This is a genomic window from Acinetobacter sp. ANC 5414 (genome assembly GCF_013004295.1).
Taxonomy (GTDB): Bacteria; Pseudomonadota; Gammaproteobacteria; order Pseudomonadales; family Moraxellaceae; genus Acinetobacter.
The window spans coordinates 1-20320 of the sequence record NZ_JABERM010000027.1; the positions used below are offsets into that span (position 1 = coordinate 1).

Sequence of the window (20320 nt, forward strand, 5' to 3'; positions counted from 1 at the left end):
GTTTGTTCAGTGTCTATAAAAGTGTCTAAGGCCATAAACATAATGTCCATTTAATAAATAATGGACACTATCGGGATATTGAGAAAATAAGAAAAGTGGGGTTCAGCGGATGCTTACAATCTTTTAGCTTGTATAGTGCTTGCACCACTAGCTGAAATATAAAAATAAAAACCCCGCCAATATCTAATATTTAGCAGGGTTTATGGACTATCGTACATTTGACTGACTAGAGAAAAACGACTTAATCAGCTTTACCACATTTGCGGCATTCGTGAGTGTATCCATGCTGATGATCCCAATTGAATTCATAAACATGAAAGCAGAATAGTTTACGAATGGAATTAAGCATACCGTTGTCTCCACTAAATTATAGCGGGTGTCCCCTCTATAATATGACTTCACAATCATTTGACTAAAATATACCTCAGGAAGAGGTCATATAAATTTCAACTAATTTCTATCCCATATTTTCCAGATATAATCAATCAAACTCATTGGCAAAAAATTCCTTATATTAATTAATCTAAATAAATGATCATATTATAAAAATAAACTATATATTCTTTTGAAGATGACGAAAAAAACAAACTTGAAATATAAAGTTATTTTAATCTGTACTTTTCACATCAATACTGTACCCATCTAAAAACCAGGCTCAGTGCTACAGTACAAAATCCATATCACTCAATACTTCTAATTTACATAGGCGCAATGTCATTAAAGCCCTTGCAATGACTGACTTTAATAGGAATGGTTCTAGATTTGTAAGATTGATTATTTTTATTGATGATTTTTGATTTAATGAGGATGAATAAAAATAAAGAGACCACTCATGTGTGCAAATTTTGAAGCAATCAAAAGAAATAGAGCATTCCTTCTGAATCTTCCAGAGCCTCCATTTGAATTTACTGATGATATTTTCCCTTTATACGACGCACCCATTTTAATGCAGGGTGCGGATCAACCTGAATGGGATCTTGCCAAATTTGGTCTCATTCCTTTTTGGGCCAAAGAATTAAAATACGGTCGTCATACCTATAACGCCAGAACTGAAAGTGTTGCTGAAAAGCCAAATTTTCGACATGCGTGGCATAAAAACCAGTTCACTTTAGTTCCCGTTGAAACGATCTTTGAACCCAAATATATAGATGGAAAGCCGCATTGGTATGGAATTTCTCGTGAAGATGGATTGCCTTTCACCCTTGCCGCAATCTATGAAGATACGGTAATCAATAATAAACATGTCAGATCAATGAGCTTGTTAACCATCAATGCAGATCATCATCCATTTATGAAACAATTCCATAAGCCTTATGATGAAAAGCGTTCCATTATTGTGATACCTAAAGACAAAAGAATGGACTGGCTAAATTGCAATGCTAGTGAAGCAAATCAATTCTTCTTTGAAATGAAAGATGAATATGTGGCAAAATCCAAAAAGGGTACAGAAAAATGACCATAATAGAATGTTTTTTGATGTAAAAAATACTGAAAAGTTTGTCATTTTAGTTATGTAAAGCATGCTGTTGATTCAATGAATAATACTGTATTGCCATAAAAGCCTTTGTCTATAAAATTTCAGAGTCAGCTCATCACACCAGCAATCACTTTTAAAAATAAATATTTTATTTTCAATAGGTTAATAAATTAAAAAGATATATCCACTCATAGTTTAACAAGCTAAAATTTAAAAATCTTGGTTCGGGAAATTATACTGATCCACTCAAGTAAACTTACTTAACATTTTGTTCCCTTTTGCATACATATAGCGATAAAGATCTGAGAATGCCTTAAATTAGATAGGGCAAGATTACCGCTATTATAGGAGAGGTATGAAATGGCGACTATCAATGTAAATGACATTACCAAACATGCAGATGTAATTGCATTGTGTGGCACAAAAGTGGGAACAGTTGACCATCTTGACGGTTCGGATAAACTTAAGTTAACAAGAAATGAAGAAGGTAGTCATCACCTTATTCCACTTTCCTGGGTGAGTGAGATTAAAGATAATCAAGTTCTTCTCAATGTAGACTCTGAAGAAGTAAAAAATAAGTGGGTCGCTGTTTGAATTAAAGCTAATCATTCACAGAATAAGCCCTTTATTTGAAAGGGCTTATTTTTAGTTTGCAATCTCATTTTTTAATTTTGATAAACAAAAATATTCGCCAATCCTATTGATTAAAGTACTGCTTACAGCCTTGGAAAAAATCAGGATTAAAATTCAGTGCTGGATCATCTTTTTCATCATCACACTGATCTACAGACTTCAGTTGATTGTCTTGGGCATAGCGATAACCATTGTATTGCTCAGTCCCTTCTTTAAAGCCACCCAGCTCTTCAGCTTGTAAAAAATACTGAAATGCGAAAAATGCAGAGATACCAAGAATGGCTAAAATAGAGCTAATTATTCGTAATTGTTTTGCTATCATTTTACTTGCCATATTCGCTTTCATAAGGGATATAAATATATATGATTCTCTTAAATTTTTCATACTAATTAATTTTATTTTATGGAAATTTATCGTTTATTAAGCCACAATTTCGTTCTTTAAAATTCAAATACATAATTATATTTTTTTATAAAAAATACAGTATTCATTCTCGTTTTTATTCAGTTTTTATTCATTAATTTATATCTAAATTTTTCACACTCATGTGGGTTACAACGTCCTAAATTAAGACAGTTGACATATCTATTTAAGACATATCTATTTAAAATGATCTTTAGATACCCATACTTCTCCATCTATCCGGACACGATCGGATCCAATTAATTCTAATTTTTTACCATAATAATTGGTAAGATTTATAAAATTTCCATTCTTGTCATAATTAGCCCAAACACATCTCTGAATATCAGGACTGTCCAATTTATAAAATGTGACTAATTTCTGTGGATATGTTGTTGTCATGTTCATCTTATACAACCCTTTAATCTGTTAGATCAGGAAGATCTTCTTCTATAAAAAAAATCTCTCCGGTAGAATTTAAAATCCATTGATACGTCCCCATAATTCTCGTTAATTTTTCTTGAGATGAGTTATATACATTCATTAAATTATACTCATCATCATACTCACCCATATAAACAAGCTTGGGGGAAGTTTTGAAATCCTCATTCATTTTATACACTTTCACTGGCTTAATATGCATACTTTACTCCTCTTATTATGTTTAAAGGAGCCTAAACCCCTTTAAACATAGCATTGACATAATGAGCAGATTTTTATTTTTCTTTCTGTGCTGGCTTTTCGGGCGATCTTTTCTCATTATTCCTATGATCATGCTCTGGTAGGTGGTGGGGTTGTTTTATGGGTTGATTTCGTTGATTAGACTCTGTTTGATTTTGTTGAGATTTCGATTTAGACATAATAGTATTCCTGCTGACCATTCCACTTAATGACAATATCAGTCCAATTATTAATCACTATATCAGCATATACCGAAGTTAGCTTAATAAAAATAGCAATGATGTATCAAAATATAATACTCAAATAAAATTATACTTATAAAACCAACTATTATTATTAAACAATCTATTAGATAATAAACCAATATAAAAATCAATGAATCTTCAATTAAAAATTTATTAAATAATTTTTAACATTATTTAAAAATAAATATATAAATCACATTTAAAAAAATAAATTATTTAAAAAATCTAGAATCACACAATTAAACAAGCGCTATATATTCAGTATGTTATTTATAAATAACACATGTTAAGTGAATGCAGAAAACATGAATAAGGTAAAGAGAAACTTCAAAAAATTCCAACAGTTTCTAATTTTGAATTAAATCGTTATCTCGGCACTTGATAGGAAATAGCTCGCTTTCCCATGAAGTATCAGTCTGAAGACTGCACGAATATCTCTGCTGTTTATAGCTTAATGACAATGGCACAATTCGGGTCAAAAATGGCTGCTTAGATGAAGCGACAAAAAATATTTAAATTCAGATCAATAAAAAAAGCACCCTAAGGTGCTTTTTTTATACAACATATTTCTGACTAATTAAACATTTGCCCAAAAGCATAAATTACCAGCATCAGCATCAGAGCGGATGAGGAAGTTAATAATAATTCTAGTGTGCTCATCATCTGCCACTCCCCTATATAAAGTGGATTACTTTTTATACCCTTATAATACTCACCAATAAATGACAAAAAGTGACAAAAAGTACTCACAATCATACAAGATTGTAAAAATTGATTTCTTTAGACTTCTCTAAAAAAATTTCTTCTCGAATAAAAAGGATATGAATAGAATCCCAAATCCTTTAATTATTAAGGCACATCAACTGTTAAGCATAAGAAACAATATTTATTGTTATAAAAATGGCACGTTGAGAGAGATTTTTTATTGATACAAAACAGCAACTGTAAATGGATAATCAGATAGCAAAAAACCGCCATCAAGGCGGTTTTTAATTTAGATCAGTGATTATTTATATGTTTAATTCACACGTGAGGTGAATCGGAACATCTCATTAACACCTGTATAGAAGCTACGACCATCAAGGTTCAAATCGATTTCAATACCAGACTGAAGTAAAACTTTCTTTCCAACTTCAACCCATTTAAACCCATCGCGAGTACTTTGCATTTTTTTTGAAGGAACCAGCGATACAACAATTTCACTACCGTTTACAGATTTTGCTACTAAATTTTCAATTATATTCAACATTTACACCAATTTTTTTCAACGCATATAGAAACGCCACCATTGGCATTTCAAAATAACAACATTAACTTTGATAACGCAGATTAAATAATACTTATATCAATTTAAAAAAAGAACACTTTCATGTCATTTTTATTGTTAAATTGATTATAACAGAAATACTGTTTCAAAGACTAATTATTTATCAATCAGACCAATGTCAATTGCATCAAAATATTTCAAAGAGTATTTTGATAAATCAATTGATACATTCTTAAATTTACTGATGTTGTGCAATCAAATAGTCTGCAATCAACCGCGCTGACCATGATTGGGTGTGATTTACACCCTCATAAAAACCGCAATGGCTACCCTTTTTCGTGGTCACTACCATAATATTTGACATCTGTTGAATGGCTTCTTTATAGGGGGCAAAATTCCGAATATGGCAAACTGGATCATCCTCTGCATTTAAAATCATCAGTGGAATTGTGACATTTTTAAATACCAAGATCGGGTTGGTTGCCTGATTATAGTCTTCAAAACTGCTATAGCCTGCCAGTTCAAAACACTGATATTGAAATTCCAACAGGCTTGTGCTTGCCAGTACTTGTGGTAGAGATTCTGTTTTTTCCCATGTTGTCGTATAAGGGTAAATAAAAGACTTAAATAGCTTTTTGGTCATGACCTTGCTGTAAAAAGGATGAACATTTTTAAAGCCGTGCTCAGTGTCATAACCGGGACAAAGTGCAAAAGCAGCTTTAAATGGGGTTTGTTCACCCTCTTCACCCAAATAGCGCACCAACAATCCTGTACCTGCAGATGAACCTACCGCATATAAAGGAGAATCTGGAAATTTTGTCTGGATATGCTGAATTTGTTCACGCAAATCATCGGTTGAACCAAATATAGAAATCTTCGGTATCGGCATGGGTAAATTGGCATGGCCACGGCGCAAACACAACGCTACACGCCATCCTGTATGTCGATGCAAGTCACGTACCAGTTCTGACATGCTTTCTGGCGTGCCAGTCAGGGTATGCATTAATATAATGGTCGGAGTGTCTGGGGGAAGATCAAGCCCATACCAGGCAATACCCGTGACCCCACCATCCGGCATCTGTAACTGTTCAATGGCATCATATTTAAGCTGAATGGTTTTCTTTTTAATCAAGTCAAAATACATCAAATGCAAATGCGTATTTGACAACCACGGCGTCGGACGATATTTCTGCTTCAGTTGAGGCAAAACATCGAGCATTTGCCGTGCTTCACCTTCTGGATGGAAATACAGTGTGGGAAATTCTGCACCGGTCATCTGATCAACGATTTCTTGTGCCAACAGACTGATTTTTTTGACTAAAAATTTCATATTCGCTCCACCTTAAAATGATGCAACTCAAAATACTTAGTACATGTCATTCCATTAACAGTTTATATCTTTACTATACTCCTTATGCTTTTGGCATAAAAGCAGCCATACGCTGTCCCATCTGTGCTGCCAATGCTTCCAGACCACTCTTTGGTCGCAGCATCACTTCAAAATCAATAATTTGACCTTGTTCATTAAACTGAATCATGTCTATGCCTTTAAGTTTTTTTTCACCAACATGAGCTGAAAACTCCAGTACCACGTTCAATCCATCTTCCGAATAAAATTCGCGGTGATAAGTAAAGTTTTCAAAGATCTGAATCACATTGGTCAAAATAAAAAATACCACTTGCTTACCCGGATAAGGGTTATAAGCCACTGGTGAACGAAACACCACATCTTCAGCAAGCAGCTCATTCAAGATAGACATATCACCCGTTTCCAGCATTTCATGCCATTGTTGGACTGACACTTGAGTAGTTGTTAAAGCCATTTTATTTCCTTTATTTAGCTCTATTTTTGAACTCTATTTATTCCCTCTCCCCAGCTCTCTCCCTTGGGGAGAGGGAGTATTTATTCCCAATTTAAAACCTAAGTAAATTCCCTCTCCTTTTAGGAGAGGAGAATTCTCAGAATATATTCTGAGTTCGCAAGGAGAGGTCTATTTATTTTCTAAATTACGGCTGCCAAATCAGCACCTTGACGAATTGCACGTTTCGCATCCAGTTCACCTGCTTCTTTTGCGCCACCAATCAAATGCACATTTTTGCCATCAGCTTTCAGTTGATCAAACATTGCGATAAATGGTTCCTGACCGGCACAGATCACCACGTTATCGACTTCTAGAACTGTGGGCTGACCATTCACTACGATATGCAAGCCTTGATCATCAATCTTTTCATAGCTTGCACCTGCCACCATTTTCACATTACGGTGTTTTAAACCGGTACGGTGAATCCAGCCCGTAGTTTTACCCAAGCCTGCACCCACTGATTTTGTTTTACGTTGCAACAGGTAAATTTCACGCTTTGACTGTTCTAGTTCTGGTGCTTTCAAACCACCGACATTTTCATAAGCGGTATCAATGCCCCACTCATTATAGAATTTTTTAGGATTCAGGCTTGCGCTATCCCCTTCATGGGTTAAATACTCAGCGGTATCAAAACCGATCCCCCCCGCGCCAATAATCGCAACGCGCTGACCCACTGGTTTACGTTCTTTTAATACTTCTAGATAGGTCAGTACTTTAGGATGATCAATACCTTCAATCTCTACATGACGTGGGGTCACACCGGTTGCAACCACAATCTCATCAAAGTTTGATTCGCTCAGTTCTTCATAAGTCGCTTGATGATTTAGATGCAATTGAATATTGGGTTGTAATTCAATTTTGCGTTTGAAGTAACGTAAGGTCTCATAAAATTCTTCTTTACCCGGAATAGTCTTGGCAATATTAAACTGACCACCAATCTGATTGGCCGCTTCAAAGATAGTGACCTGATGTCCACGTTCTGCAGCATACGTTGCAAAGCTTAAACCTGCCGGACCTGCCCCAATCACCGCAATATTTTTAACTACGGCTGTTTCTTTAAAGATCAGTTCTGTTTCATAACAAGCTCGTGGATTGACTAGGCAAGTGGCAATTTTCATTGAAAAAATATGATCTAGACAAGCCTGGTTACAGCCAATACAGGTATTGATTTCATCACTACGACCTTGTTCCGCTTTTTGCACAAAGAATGCATCGGCAAGCATTGGGCGCGCCATGGAAATCATATCGGCATGGCCAGAAGCCAATACATGTTCGGCCATTTCAGGGGTATTAATACGGTTTGAGGTAATCAGGGGCACATTGACCAAACCTTTGAGTTTTTCTGTCACCCAGGTAAAGGCAGCACGCGGTACTTTGGTGGCAATGGTCGGAATACGTGCTTCATGCCAGCCAATACCAGTATTAATAATGGTTGCACCGGCTTTTTCAATTTCTTTCGCCAGTTGCACCACCTCTTCAAAGGTTGAACCGCCTTCGACTAGATCCAGCATCGATAATCGGTAAATAATAATAAAGTTTTCACCGACTTCTTCACGGGTACGTTTTACGATTTCAATCGGGAAACGAATACGGTTTTCATAACTACCGCCCCATTCATCATCACGATGGTTGGTACGAGCAGTAATAAACTCATTAATCAAATAACCTTCCGAACCCATGATTTCTACACCATCGTATCCTGCATATTGTGCCCACTTGGCACAATGGGCAAAGTCATCAATGGTTTGTTGTACTTCAGCGCTGCTTAATGCATGCGGTTTGGTGGGATTAATCGGTGCCTGAATGGCAGACGGCGCGACTAGATCAGCCTGATAGGAATAACGGCCGGTATGTAAAATTTGCATGGCAATTTTACCGCCTGCATCATGCACCGCTTGAGTAATCACTTGATGCTTTTCAGCTTCTTCACGGCTGTCTAATTTAGCTCCACCGGCAAACGTCAATCCTGCATCATTCGGTGAAATTCCCCCAGTCACAATCAGCCCTACACCACCTTGAGCACGTTCAGCATAAAATGCTGCCATACGATCATAACCACCGGGTGCTTCTTCCAGGCCCACGTGCATAGAACCCATCAAGACACGGTTTTTGAGTGTGGTAAAGCCTAAATTTAAAGGTGCTAACAAATGAGGGTAATTAGACATATGATCTCCTTGGCGTGCTATCTGAGCTAGCGGATACGGTGCTTAATGCAACTTGTTGCACAATTTATATTCCAGATTTGATTTTTATGCAACATGTTGCATAATGATCGGGTAAATTTTTACTGACTGAGTCGTCTATGTCTTTAGCCCATGTTTTATTGACCAGCTTAATTGAAAAACCCAGTACCGGGATTGATTTAGCACGTCGCTTTGACCGTTCCATGGGCTTCTTCTGGAATGCAACGCATCAGCAGATTTACCGTGAACTTAGCGGCATGCAGCAAAAAAACTGGATTTCAACCATTGAAGAGCATAACGCGACCAGTCGGAAAAAAACCTATCAAGTTGAACAATTGGGTCGTACTGAATTAGCAGACTGGATGGTCAAACAAAGTCCGCCTGCGCAATTACGTGAAGAGTTGATGGTGCGTCTGCGTGCCGAAGCTCAACTGGGCGGCAATACTGTACTCCCTGAACTGGAACGGCATCTGATTTTACACAAAGAAAATCTAAAAATTTACCAAACAATTTTTGCAAAAGATTTTGCCCATGGGCAAGATCAAGACCGAACCCAATTTATTCATAAAATGATTCTACAACTTGGGATTGATTTGGAAATGGGTTGGATCACCTGGTTAGAAAGCATAATTCCCCAATTAAAAGCATTCGATGAACAATAATAAACCAAGGAAACGACTATGCCATATTACCGCATGCCTGATGGAGAACAACTGTTTGTCCGCGAATTTGGACAAGGCAAACCTGTTTTAGTCCTGTCAGGTTTGGGTATGCAAAGTTGGCAATGGCTTCCTTTCTTATACCCCCAAGCCAAGAACCATAAATTCATTATTCCAGACTGGCGCGGTTTTGGCGGCTCACAGGGCTGCCGCATTCCTGAACTGGATGCCATTTCAAGTCACTGGCGGGATATAGACAGCTTAATTGAACAACTTCAATTAGATCAATTCTCGGTGATTGCTTATTCCATGGGTGCAACAACGGCCATGCATGGCATGCATTACAGTAATTTAAATGCAAAATTAACCCGTTATCTGCATATTGATCAAACCCCCAAAATTTCGGTAGATGAGACTTGGCAATACGGTTTATTTAGCCAGCAACAACCTAAATTTAAACAACTCTTGGCAGAGATTTCGCAATTGCTTGCATCCCAACCTCATGCACTTCAGTTGTCTGATCTAGATTCAACATCCCGACAACATTTATTAGAACTTTGGCTCGGGTTTCTTCAACTCCAAGCAAGTAATAAAGTGACTCCTTTACTGTTCAAAACGGCATTAAAACAAGCTAAATTACAGTCCCTTGTTTTACCGATGCAGCGTTTGGACTATTTGGCCTGGTATGTGAATAATTATTTACATCATAACGAACACTATCGGGATGCTATTGCACAGCTTGCTTGCCCCAGCACTTTTTTCATTGGTGCAGAATCCAAACTCTATCCCGCAGCAGGACAAAAAATAATTGCCAATAGCGTAAAAAATTCCAAACAGATTATCTTTGAAAAGTCTGGGCATACGCCGTTAATGAGTGAACCGGTCAAATTTGTTCGCGAAATTGCCCAATTTTTAAAACAAGGCAATTAAATAAAGTCATTCAATATCGAACAATCTTAGAAAATCCGACGATCATATTTAATCGCTTCCAGATCATAGACTTGATAAACACTATCCAATAATGAACGGATATAGCCACTGTTGTCAGCATTCCGGATAATCAAAAACACTGGACTGACGGCGTCATCATCTAATATAGGAATATAATTCAGATGCTTAAACTGCATGGTTTTGGCACTCTCTGGAACAATGCACAGACCTTCGCCTGCAGCCACCAAACCTAAAGCCAGTTGAATATCCTCGACTAGGGTTAAATTTTTAGGCTCTAAACCATACTCTGAAAATAGGCCTTTCATTTGGGTCGAAAAACTCGGCTTGGGTTGATTGGGATACAACAACACATGTTCCTCGACAATTTCCTCGAGTTTGACCCCTTGTTTTTTTGCAGCAAGAGGATGACTTGAATGTACAGCAACCATCAATGGTTCTTCACGCAATAAAATTCGCTTGATTGCAGGATCAGAAATTCGGACCCGACCAAAACTGGCATCAATACGCCCCTCTTTCAGTGCGTCTATTTGCTCCATCGCGTTCATTTGAATTAGTTTAATTTTCAAATAAGGCTGTTGCTGGCGAAATAAATACACCACTCGGGGCAATAATCCATACAACAATGAACCACCAAAGCCGATGGTCATGGTTTTTTTTATAATGCCCTCACGCATGGTGATCGACTTCATCTGGTCCGCACTGGATAACAGCTTCACCGCTTGCTGATAAAAAAAATGTCCTACAGCGGTGGGCTTTAATGGACGACTTCCACGCTCAAACAGCAAAGCACCCAGCTCAGTTTCAAGATTTTGAATTTGACGACTTAAAGGAGGCTGGGCAATAAACAGTTTTTCAGCAGCCTTGGTAAAGCTCTGCTCCTCAACCACTGCAACAAAATAGCGTAAATGCCTTAATTCCATGACATTTTTCCTTTATTCAAATCCATATATTTATAAAAAGTCATAATAAGAAGGGGAAAATCTAACCTTGTTTAACTCAAAAGCAGCCACAGATTAAATTAAAGAAAAGCCCTCTATATAGATATTCCACTTTAGCCTTGCTATCTCAATGAGATAGCCAATTAAAATCTGAAAAATTAAACAAATTTAAAATTGACAAACTGAAACGATAAACCTTTAATCTGCAATATTGTTGCATAAATGGAATTCTTAAATGCTATCTGATCTTGATGATTTTTATTGCTTTGCATTGGTGGTCGAACATGGCGGCTTTAGTGCAGCAGAACGGGCAACCGATATCCCCAAATCAAAATTAAGTCGTCGCGTTTATAATCTTGAAGAGCATTTGGGGGTTCGGTTAATTCAACGCAGTTCGCGCCATTTTGCAGTCACTGACATTGGCATGAATATTTATCGCCATGCACAGGCCATGATGAATGCTGCCCAAGCTGCACATGACTTGGTTGATCATCTGAGTATCCAGCCACGTGGCGTGATTAAGGTCAGTCTACCTGTCTCCATTGCGCAAAATGAAATTGCAAAAATTCTGCCTAAATTCCTCAAGACCTATCCTGAAATCAAAATCCAGCTGATTGTGAGTAATCGCCGTGTGGATATCATCAATGAAGGGATTGATATCGCATTACGTGTTCGTTCAAATTTAGATGACGATCCAAGTCTAGTAATACGCAAATTTGAAAACATCGAACAGCACTTATTTGCCAGTCAGGCTTATTTAAATGAATTTGGTGAGTTAAAACAACCGGAAGATTTAAGCCAGCATCAAATCCTGAGTATGGGAGATGAACATTTGGATCAGCATATTGTGGTACACGATGAACACAATCAGCAGAAAAAAATCAAGGTGAACCCGATGGTGATGGGTTCTGATTTGATGATGCTGGCGCAACTCGCAAGACAAAATTGCGGGATTGCCTTGTTACCTGACACCATTGTCCAAGACTACGTCCAAAGCGGTGAATTAGTCCATGTGTTACCCAACTGGAAAGCACCTCATGGTATTTTCCATGCGGTTTATCCATCTCGCCGTGGACTACTGCCTGCTGTACGTGTCTTTATCGACTATTTAGTAGAACAGCTCGGCAAACATTAATTTTTTGATGATTGGGTGTTAAGGAGATGATGGCTGAATATTTAAAGTGACCTATATACACATTTCAGCCATCGCTCGACAAAAGAAAAAATGAGACGCATAAATAAAGTATGAAACATCACTTGATGTAGAGAAAATTTTAGACAAAAAAAAGCTTACCCGAGGTGGGTAAGCCTATAAACTTTGAAAAAGAAACTACAGCTAGAATCTATATGTATATAGTACGAAATAAATACAGCTAAATCTAATATTTAATTAATATGACAAAAAAATCTCAAAAACTATTTTCTCAATCAAAACAGATATTTAAATTTGTGACTAATCGTTTTTAAAACTTTATTAGTACACAAAATAAACTAATCTTAACCAAAAGATAAAACAGTCTATTTCATTTAAATCTTATTCGTTAAATTTCAGGATACGAACCTGTGCCTTCCGGCCAAGGTGATAAAAGCTCAAAACCGGTGTCCGTCACGGCAACCATATGTTCCCATTGTGCAGTTAACGAACGGTCTGCTGTCACTACTGTCCAGCCATCTTTAAGTTCTTTCACACGCGGTTTACCGGCATTGACCATCGGTTCAATGGTAAAGACCATACCTTTCTTAAGTTGAAGCCCCTGACCCGGTTGACCATAATGCAAAACATTCGGTTGTTCGTGGTAAACCTGACCAATCCCGTGACCGCAATATTCACGCACAATGCTATAGCCTTCACGATGTGCAACCGACTGAATGGCAAAACCGATATCCCCCAAAGTTGCACCCGGTTTCACTTCATGAATCCCCGCAACCATCGCCTCATAGGTGGTTTCAACTAATTTTTTAGCTTCAGGCTTAACCATACCCACGTAATACATACGACTGGTATCGCCAAAATAACCATCTTTAATAATCGCAACGTCAATATTGATAATGTCACCATCTTGCAAAATGGTATTTGGCGATGGAATACCGTGACAAACCACTTCATTGGGTGAAATACAGGTGGTTTTAGTATAACCATAGTAACCCACATTGGCTGGAATCACTTTTAAAGTGTTTACAATGAAATCATTACAAATGTCATCCAGATATTCTGTGCTCACGCCCGGCTTGACATACTTCCCTATCATTTCTAAAACCTGAGCAGCCAAACGCCCAGAAATACGTAGTTTCTCGAGATCTTGCTCAGTTTTAATGGTAATAGTGGAAGCTTTCATCGCATCATCCTCATAAATAAGGCTTATGATTATAGACCTTTTACTATTTTTTTGTTTAATTACAGTACATAAAGCAAAAAGAGTTGTGCTTTTTAGGGTTTTAATGACTGATTTACATACATTTAAACTGTCATTACAAAAAAATTTAACAGTTGGTAAATTTTAAAAAAAGAAGAATATTTTTCCTTATTTTTCATTTTTAATTAAATAATCAATAATATAAATCTACCAAAATTTATCCAGTTGTTCATATATTTGTATATGCATATCAATAAAAATCATAACCTGCAGGAAATAAAGTACCAAAATGCTTTTCTATCCTCTAAAATCACCTCTTTTGTTCAATCCATCTCCCCTCTATGACAAGTCTCCGTACAAGGGATATTATTGCCTTAGGTTTTATGACCTTTGCACTTTTCATTGGTGCCGGCAATATTATCTTTCCTCCGATTGTCGCTCAACAAGCGGGTGAACATGTATGGTTAGCTGCTTTAGGTTTTCTAATTACTGCAGTTGGTCTGCCTGTTATCACCATTATGGCGTTATCGCGTGTAGAAGGATCCATCCAAAATTTAAGTTCGCCTTTAGGTAAAATCGCCAGTCTGATTTTAACTATCGTGTGTTACTTAGCTGTTGGTCCTTTATTTGCAACTCCACGTACAGCAACGGTTTCTTACGAAATCGGTTTTTCTTCTTATTTTGGTACATCAAGTAGCAGCCTGCTCATTTACAGTGCAATTTATTTTGCCGTGGTGACCGTTGTATCTTTATACCCAAATAAACTGCTCGACACTGTAGGTCACTTCCTTGCACCCTTAAAGATCATTTCTTTAGCTGTGTTAGGTATCGCTGCGTTTGCAATTCCTGCTGGATTCATTCCACCTGCAATTGATAACTATGTGACTGCTCCTGTTTCTGAAGGTTTCGTGAATGGTTACTTAACCATGGACACTTTAGGCGCATTGGTCTTTGGTATTGTCATTATTCACGCGATTCATTCACGTGGTGTAACTGATAAAAAACTGGTGACTAAATATGCAGTAATCGCAAGCTTGATTTCTGGTGTGGGTTTAACGCTCGTTTACTTAAGTCTGTTCAAATTAGGTTTAGGCAGTCACGAAGTTGCTCCAAATGCAGCAAATGGTGCAGTGATCCTGCATGCATATGTGCAACATGCGTTTGGTGATGTTGGCTCTCTGTTCTTAACTGGAATGATTTTCCTTGCCTGTATGGTTACAGCCATTGGTTTAACCTGTGCATGTGCGGAATACTTCTCTGAACTAACTAAAATTCCTTATAAAATCTTGGTTTTTGTTTTGGTTGGCTTCTCGTTCATCATTTCAAACTTAGGTTTAACCAAACTTATTGCAGTGTCTGTACCTGTGTTAAGTGCAATTTATCCACCAGCCATTGTGGTTATTCTACTAAGCTTCTGCTGGAAGTTTTTCAATAGACCTGCTTACGTTGTTGCGCCAGTAACTGCGATTGCATTTTTATTTGGCATACTGGATGGACTTAAAGTTGCAGAGTTTAACTTACCTGAAATCGTTCAACATTTACCTTTAAATGCACAAAATTTAGCATGGCTTATTCCATCTACCCTTGTGCTGATTATTGCTATTGTGATCGACAAAGTTAAAAAATAACTGAAAACTGAGGTCATTAAAATCAAGTTTTACCCAAACATGATTTTAAGCGTGATCAATAAAACCTCCTATTTTACCCAAATAGAGTTTTATTGTTTACATCTCTTTTTGACACAGTTTTCTGTATATATCCCATTCTAAAAATGATTAACGATTCATCGTTATTTCCCACAGTATCTTTTCCTTCAATATGCCGTACCAGTATGCGACTGGCATCAATATTGCTTTCTTATACCTCTATCTACTATTGTTGAATAAAGCTTATTTATGGCAAAGTCATACCATAAGCTATGGTCACTTTATGTACTAAAAATTACCTAATGTTTACATTTTGAATTAAAACAGCAGATGAATTTATGCCATAACATAGTTTTATTACAAAATAATGACATTTACTATTGAAACAATATTAAATAAGCAGTACAACAATAGAAACTAATCTGACTAAAACAATTAGGTTTAGGTCAAAAAACCACAGGAGGGGTGGAGATGTTATCATTACATTTCAATAAAGAAATCTTCATTAACGCTCTAAAAGCAAATAAGAACATGGTCACCTATTTGAGTACAACCATTGCTCTGCTTGTGACACTCATTATTCATGGTTTAATTCAAGGCAATTTAAAACCTGAATACTTTATGTATGCTTTTATTGTTTCAGTGGCCTTTTATATTTGGGCTGTGGTCGATCAAAAGTATCGTCAGCAGAAACACAGCAATTCTACAGAATAAAAGATGGGTGACACTCACCCATCTTTAAAAAAAAGAAAAAATTATAAATATTAATTAGTTACACACTCTCTTAATCAAAATCCATTCAAGCCTATTACAGCTCCAAGCAACAACCCTGCTGTCGCTCCCAATTCCCCAATGACTAAAAAAACCATCGCACTGCTGAGCATTCATTTTGGCAAGTGCCATCGCCCCATCTGATGGGGTCGTCTAAATTGATTATTGGTATCTTTCAGCCAGCCATGCAATACATAGCTTAAAATTGAAAAACTAAAAAAGAAAAGATTGATCAATACAAAGATAAAGTTAAGTCCCTCAGCCCAGACTGAAAAATATGCCAAAACTGCAATAATTAAACTGGCAGGCGCATACAACAAACTACTTCTATGGGCAATATCGACATAATAATGTGCCCGAGCCTGTTCAGAATGGCGGATCTGATAATATTTCCACACCCCGGTCAGCATGCCGACCCAAAGAAAAACACCGCTAAATATAATTGCCAGCGAAACAGACTGATTTAAACTTTCAATATCCATTGATTTATATCCTTATTTTTAGAGTGCCATTCTGACTTTAAAGTCATGATTTGTGCAAGTTTCTTTTTTGAACTTGGGTACAGTAGTAGCAAGTTAAATTCAATCCATGTTCTAAATATGAGTGTTTTTGAAACATTAGAAATCAGCTGTAAAGACGGATATTCTCTCAGTGGACATTTCTACCCAAAACAAAATTCAAGTAAAAACAATCACCCCGTTTTAATTTGTCCTGCAACTGGAATCACCCAACATTTTTACCAAGCTTTCGCAGAATGGTTAAGCACACAAGGTTACGATGTTTTAAGTTTTGACTTCCGTGGTATTGGTCGTTCGCTATATGGTCCTGTGAGTAAGTCTGAGGCCAGTATTGTCCATTGGGGACAGCTTGATATTCCTGCGGCAATTGATAACTTGTTATGCAAGACACAAGCAGAGCAAGTCATTTTACTGGGTCATAGTGCAGGCGGTCAGCTTTTAGGAATTGTGCCAAACTACCAAAAAGTTGCTAAAGTTATTGCAGTTTCAGGCTCAACTGGACATGTAAAAGGTCTAAGAGGCAAAACCAAACTGCTTGCCCCTGTTATGTTTAATGTGATTTTCCCCTTGGCTCGGATCACCAAAGGTTATGGCCCGACTCAAGCGATTGGTATGGGTGAAAACCTGCCTAAAGATGTGGCTAAACAATGGGCACAATTTTGTAGCAAACCGGGTTATGTCATGAATGCTATGGGTAAAACCGTTTTTGAAGATTATCACGCTGAAATAGATTGTCCGATCACTGTGCTTTGGTCATCGGATGATGAAATTGCAACAGCTGCCAACGTGAAAGACTTGCTACGCTTATACCCCAATGCAGACACTCAAATGATTGAGTTAAAGCCTAAAAACTACGACCATAAAGCCATTGGTCATATGCTGATGTTTAAGAAATCGCATCAGAATTTATGGCCGGTGATTGAACAGCAATTGACTGTTTAAATCAGATTTAGATGGTTATTTGAAAGCTGCTGTGTTCTAATACACTCAGTTTGAGATGAGCCTCTTACAGTATATGGGCTTGACCTGTATACGACTAGCCCCTAACCATGGGGCTTTTTATTGTCTTAATGTTTTAAAACGAATATAAAAATGGGCTGACGATAATACCAGCCCATGTCTTTATTTATCGAATAAAATATTATTTTGACTCAATGTCATACACCCAGTTTCGCGCCTGTTTATCTGTCGTGGTTTCACACACATAGTAGTCGTGATTCCAAGCATCTGGATGGAAAATTTCCTTTTTGGTATAGGTGACATTTTTACGTTTTTCGACGCAGACGAAGCTGTCGCCTTGGTCTTTGACTTGGGTTCCGTTAAGGAAACCACCAATACAGAGGAATCGGGATTGTTTTGCCATTTACTTAGATCTACTTTTAATCCTACTAAATAATGAGGTGATTAAACGATTTATCAGCCTAACTGTAAAGCGTAAGCAATGACAAGCGTATAAGAACTATCAATAAAACCAGAATAGTATTTTTCTATTAATTTAAATCATAAGCAATAAAGATGATTTAAATTATGAGTTTTAAAGAGACATAACGCCACTCAGTATTATAAATTTTATACTGCCTACTTTTTCAAACAAATTTTGCACGCATCTGTTCAATACTGTCTTCATAATTATTTAACTGTTCCGTCCAAAACTTGTTATTTTCAATATTTTTTATAAACTCAATGCATTTAACTTCTGTGATTTCTTCCCTCTCTTCCAGATTACCCTCAATTATTGCCTGCATAAAAGATGAATCAGAAGTTAAAGCTATTATAAGCTCATCAAGCGAAACTTTTAGATGACCATTAAAATATTCATGGTCAAATTCTAAACTAGTATCGACAATCCAAGAATGTATTTTTACATCTTTATTATCTTCAAAATATTCTTGTACAAAATCATATTTTATATACTCTACTTTTTTAGTAAGCTGATATGCTGCTTTTTTCAAAGTAAAATTTCGATATTCATATATTTCTTTAATGCTACTTCTTATATATGACGATTTAATTTCCATAACTATAATATGATTTTCATAAATCGCTATTAAATCAATTTCGCCCGCATTTCCAATTTTTGGTAAGTATTGTGCGAAGACTTGAAAACCGGCTTTCTTAAATTTTTCTGCCAAGTTCAACTCAATCTGATCAGTTTCGCCTTTAAGTTCAAGCCTATTTTTATATAATTTTCTCACATAATTTACTATTGACGTATTTAAATTTTGAAAAGCCGTTAACCAAGGAAATTGAAAAATCAAGTCATCAATTTTATAAAAAGGTTTTTGCATAAATGTGGAATCATCACTTTCATCATATAAATTGCAGCTCCAAAAGTCTAAAATTTGATTCATCATTCTATTTTTTTCATTATTAGAGCCAATCGCAATCCATGAAGACATCTTTTTAGCTTTATCTTTTTGCCATGCAAAACTCATAGGCATTCTATTTTGCCCAGTCACCATTCCATTCATCATCAGCATTTTTAACGCCTCTAGATTATCATTGGTTTGGTTTAAGAATTCTAAAAACTTTTCAATGTGATCTTTTAAATAGTGTGCCTGCGATAAAGTAATAGTTTTCAAGACATCAAATAAATCAAGACTTACATTATTAATCTTTAATTCGTTAATCCCATAAAGATTACTTAGTTGTTCTTTTATCCCAAGTGCTTTCGATAAAGCTATTGCATTAGCTTCTAAATTTTCTCCTGTATTAATAATGTTATAAATATAATCGGAAGACATAAGTTTCTTGCTTCCTTTTAAAAACCAATAATTTAAAAATATTGCGTGTTTTTGAGACCAATGATCATCCTTATCTTTTAAATTTGTATGTGTTAATTGCTTTTCTTTTAGATTGTAATTGACAGACTTATCAAAGCAGAAAGACTCTAATACATTTCTTTGATAATTTTGGATTTCTACTCTTATGGCAATAAATTTTTTAAATGTTTCATATTCAAATATTAATTCTTCTGTTAAGCCATCACCTATCATAAATGGCATCATTTTAGATTTAAGTGTCAAACCCAAAGAATTCTCTGTCAGAATCTTGTTATTTCTTCGGGAAGTTTTAACAATATAATCAAATGCTTTCCATACACTTTCTGCTGAATTACTTTCATTTAAATCATATTGATAAGGCAAATAATGAAAAAAATCTTGATTAGGTATTAAATATTCATAAGCATACAAACTACTAAAAATCATAGCTGTAATTTGACCCATATTTAACTCTTTCTTGATTACTTCATATTCTTCTAACCTAGAAACATATTCTGATTGAAGCTTTTCAACAACCCTAAGAAAAGAATAAATTTTGTGTATTGATAAATCAATATCTATTTCTTTGACAACATTCCAAGAATTATGCTCAGAATTTAGAATAACTCCCGAGTACCTAACTGCCAAAATAAAACTCTCAACATCAAGCTTTATGAAATCGATGCAAACTTTTTTTGCTGTAATTGTATAACGAATATATTGGCTCAAAGCTAAAATGTAGTTTTCACTTTTAGCTTCATCAACTGTAAGCAACTTAATAAAATTTGATTGCCAAAACATATCAAACTTATTTTTGAACAATCCTATCTTAGGTTGTGTACTTTTATATAAAAGGTCTTCAACAATTTTTTCTTTTGCAATTTCAGCACCAAATTTCAAAAATAAAGTTTCAAATTTTTCTTCGTAATAATTTTTCATTAAAAATAAGGGCTGATTAATCAGCCCTTAT

Annotated in this window: 18 protein-coding genes and 1 pseudogene; 8 read left to right on the forward strand and 11 right to left on the reverse strand. The window is 36.1% G+C overall.

Going from position 1 to position 20320, the window contains the following annotated elements; genetic code table 11:
* Nucleotides 1–832: 832 nt before the first annotated feature.
* Together HLH18_RS12115 and HLH18_RS12120 are read left to right on the forward strand one after the other, a co-directional pair.
* Nucleotides 833–1456 carry an SOS response-associated peptidase family protein gene (locus tag HLH18_RS12115; protein ID WP_171547035.1) on the forward strand — a complete coding sequence of 208 codons (624 nt, stop codon included), beginning with the start codon at nucleotides 833–835 and terminating at the stop codon, nucleotides 1454–1456.
* A 381-nt stretch (nucleotides 1457–1837) separates the two neighbouring features.
* Nucleotides 1838–2071 (forward strand): DUF2171 domain-containing protein, encoded by a 234-nt coding sequence (locus HLH18_RS12120; protein WP_171529156.1) that lies wholly within the window; start codon nucleotides 1838–1840, stop codon nucleotides 2069–2071.
* A gap of 103 nt (nucleotides 2072–2174) precedes the next feature.
* Here the strand turns inward: HLH18_RS12120 and HLH18_RS12125 are convergent, their stop codons facing one another.
* The 6 genes from HLH18_RS12125 to HLH18_RS12150 all read right to left on the reverse strand — a co-directional run bounded on the left by HLH18_RS12125 (nucleotide 2175) and on the right by HLH18_RS12150 (nucleotide 8733).
* Nucleotides 2175–2495 carry a hypothetical protein gene (locus tag HLH18_RS12125; protein WP_250852418.1) on the reverse strand — a complete coding sequence of 107 codons (321 nt, stop codon included), beginning with the start codon at nucleotides 2493–2495 and terminating at the stop codon, nucleotides 2175–2177.
* A 439-nt stretch (nucleotides 2496–2934) separates the two neighbouring features.
* Entirely contained in the window at nucleotides 2935–3156 is a 222-nt protein-coding gene (locus HLH18_RS12130) for a hypothetical protein (RefSeq protein ID WP_131292169.1), read from the reverse strand.
* 1301 nt (nucleotides 3157–4457) lie between these two features.
* Entirely contained in the window at nucleotides 4458–4688 is a 231-nt protein-coding gene (locus HLH18_RS12135; protein WP_171547036.1) for a hypothetical protein, read from the reverse strand.
* A 256-nt stretch (nucleotides 4689–4944) separates the two neighbouring features.
* On the reverse strand, nucleotides 4945–6036 hold the full coding sequence (locus tag HLH18_RS12140; RefSeq protein ID WP_171547037.1) for a YheT family hydrolase: 1092 nt from the start codon (nucleotides 6034–6036) through the stop codon (nucleotides 4945–4947).
* A gap of 82 nt (nucleotides 6037–6118) precedes the next feature.
* The gene (locus HLH18_RS12145; RefSeq protein ID WP_171547038.1) at nucleotides 6119–6529 is read right to left on the reverse strand and encodes a nuclear transport factor 2 family protein; all 411 of its coding nucleotides are present in this window, start codon (nucleotides 6527–6529) and stop codon (nucleotides 6119–6121) included.
* A gap of 179 nt (nucleotides 6530–6708) precedes the next feature.
* Nucleotides 6709–8733, reverse strand: a complete 2025-nt coding sequence (locus HLH18_RS12150; RefSeq protein ID WP_171547039.1) for an FAD-dependent oxidoreductase — start codon at nucleotides 8731–8733, stop codon at nucleotides 6709–6711.
* A 137-nt stretch (nucleotides 8734–8870) separates the two neighbouring features.
* Here HLH18_RS12150 and HLH18_RS12155 point away from each other — a divergent pair, with 137 nt between their 5' ends.
* Nucleotides 8871–9413, forward strand: coding sequence for a PadR family transcriptional regulator (locus tag HLH18_RS12155; RefSeq protein ID WP_171547040.1), 543 nt, complete (start codon nucleotides 8871–8873; stop codon nucleotides 9411–9413).
* Nucleotides 9414–9431: 18 nt separating this feature from the next.
* The gene (locus tag HLH18_RS12160) at nucleotides 9432–10340 is read left to right on the forward strand and encodes an alpha/beta fold hydrolase (protein ID WP_171547041.1); all 909 of its coding nucleotides are present in this window, start codon (nucleotides 9432–9434) and stop codon (nucleotides 10338–10340) included.
* A 26-nt stretch (nucleotides 10341–10366) separates the two neighbouring features.
* Here the strand turns inward: HLH18_RS12160 and HLH18_RS12165 are convergent, their stop codons facing one another.
* The gene (locus tag HLH18_RS12165; protein WP_171547042.1) at nucleotides 10367–11281 is read right to left on the reverse strand and encodes a LysR family transcriptional regulator; all 915 of its coding nucleotides are present in this window, start codon (nucleotides 11279–11281) and stop codon (nucleotides 10367–10369) included.
* 253 nt (nucleotides 11282–11534) lie between these two features.
* Here HLH18_RS12165 and HLH18_RS12170 point away from each other — a divergent pair, with 253 nt between their 5' ends.
* Entirely contained in the window at nucleotides 11535–12434 is a 900-nt protein-coding gene (locus HLH18_RS12170) for a LysR family transcriptional regulator (RefSeq protein WP_171547043.1), read from the forward strand.
* Nucleotides 12435–12840: 406 nt separating this feature from the next.
* On the opposite strand, the gene map is transcribed toward HLH18_RS12170, so the two are convergent.
* A complete protein-coding gene (gene map, locus HLH18_RS12175) occupies nucleotides 12841–13635 on the reverse strand; it encodes a type I methionyl aminopeptidase (protein ID WP_171547044.1) in 795 nt (264 codons plus the stop codon).
* 359 nt (nucleotides 13636–13994) lie between these two features.
* Here map and brnQ point away from each other — a divergent pair, with 359 nt between their 5' ends.
* Nucleotides 13995–15281 (forward strand): branched-chain amino acid transport system II carrier protein, encoded by a 1287-nt coding sequence (gene brnQ / locus HLH18_RS12180; RefSeq protein ID WP_171547045.1) that lies wholly within the window; start codon nucleotides 13995–13997, stop codon nucleotides 15279–15281.
* Between the two features lie 489 nt (nucleotides 15282–15770).
* Nucleotides 15771–16013, forward strand: a complete 243-nt coding sequence (locus HLH18_RS12185) for a hypothetical protein (protein ID WP_171547046.1) — start codon at nucleotides 15771–15773, stop codon at nucleotides 16011–16013.
* A gap of 74 nt (nucleotides 16014–16087) precedes the next feature.
* Here the strand turns inward: HLH18_RS12185 and HLH18_RS12190 are convergent.
* Nucleotides 16088–16552 (reverse strand): annotated as a pseudogene (locus tag HLH18_RS12190) (hypothetical protein).
* 117 nt (nucleotides 16553–16669) lie between these two features.
* Between HLH18_RS12190 and HLH18_RS12195 the strand changes: the two are divergent.
* Complete coding sequence (locus HLH18_RS12195) at nucleotides 16670–17530, forward strand: alpha/beta hydrolase family protein (RefSeq protein WP_171547047.1); 861 nt, start codon at nucleotides 16670–16672, stop codon at nucleotides 17528–17530.
* Nucleotides 17531–17729: 199 nt separating this feature from the next.
* Here the strand turns inward: HLH18_RS12195 and HLH18_RS12200 are convergent, their stop codons facing one another.
* On the reverse strand, nucleotides 17730–17951 hold the full coding sequence (locus tag HLH18_RS12200; RefSeq protein WP_171547048.1) for a hypothetical protein: 222 nt from the start codon (nucleotides 17949–17951) through the stop codon (nucleotides 17730–17732).
* A 223-nt stretch (nucleotides 17952–18174) separates the two neighbouring features.
* Nucleotides 18175–20289 (reverse strand): NERD domain-containing protein, encoded by a 2115-nt coding sequence (locus HLH18_RS12205; RefSeq protein ID WP_171547049.1) that lies wholly within the window; start codon nucleotides 20287–20289, stop codon nucleotides 18175–18177.
* Between the last annotated feature and the right edge of the window lie 31 nt (nucleotides 20290–20320).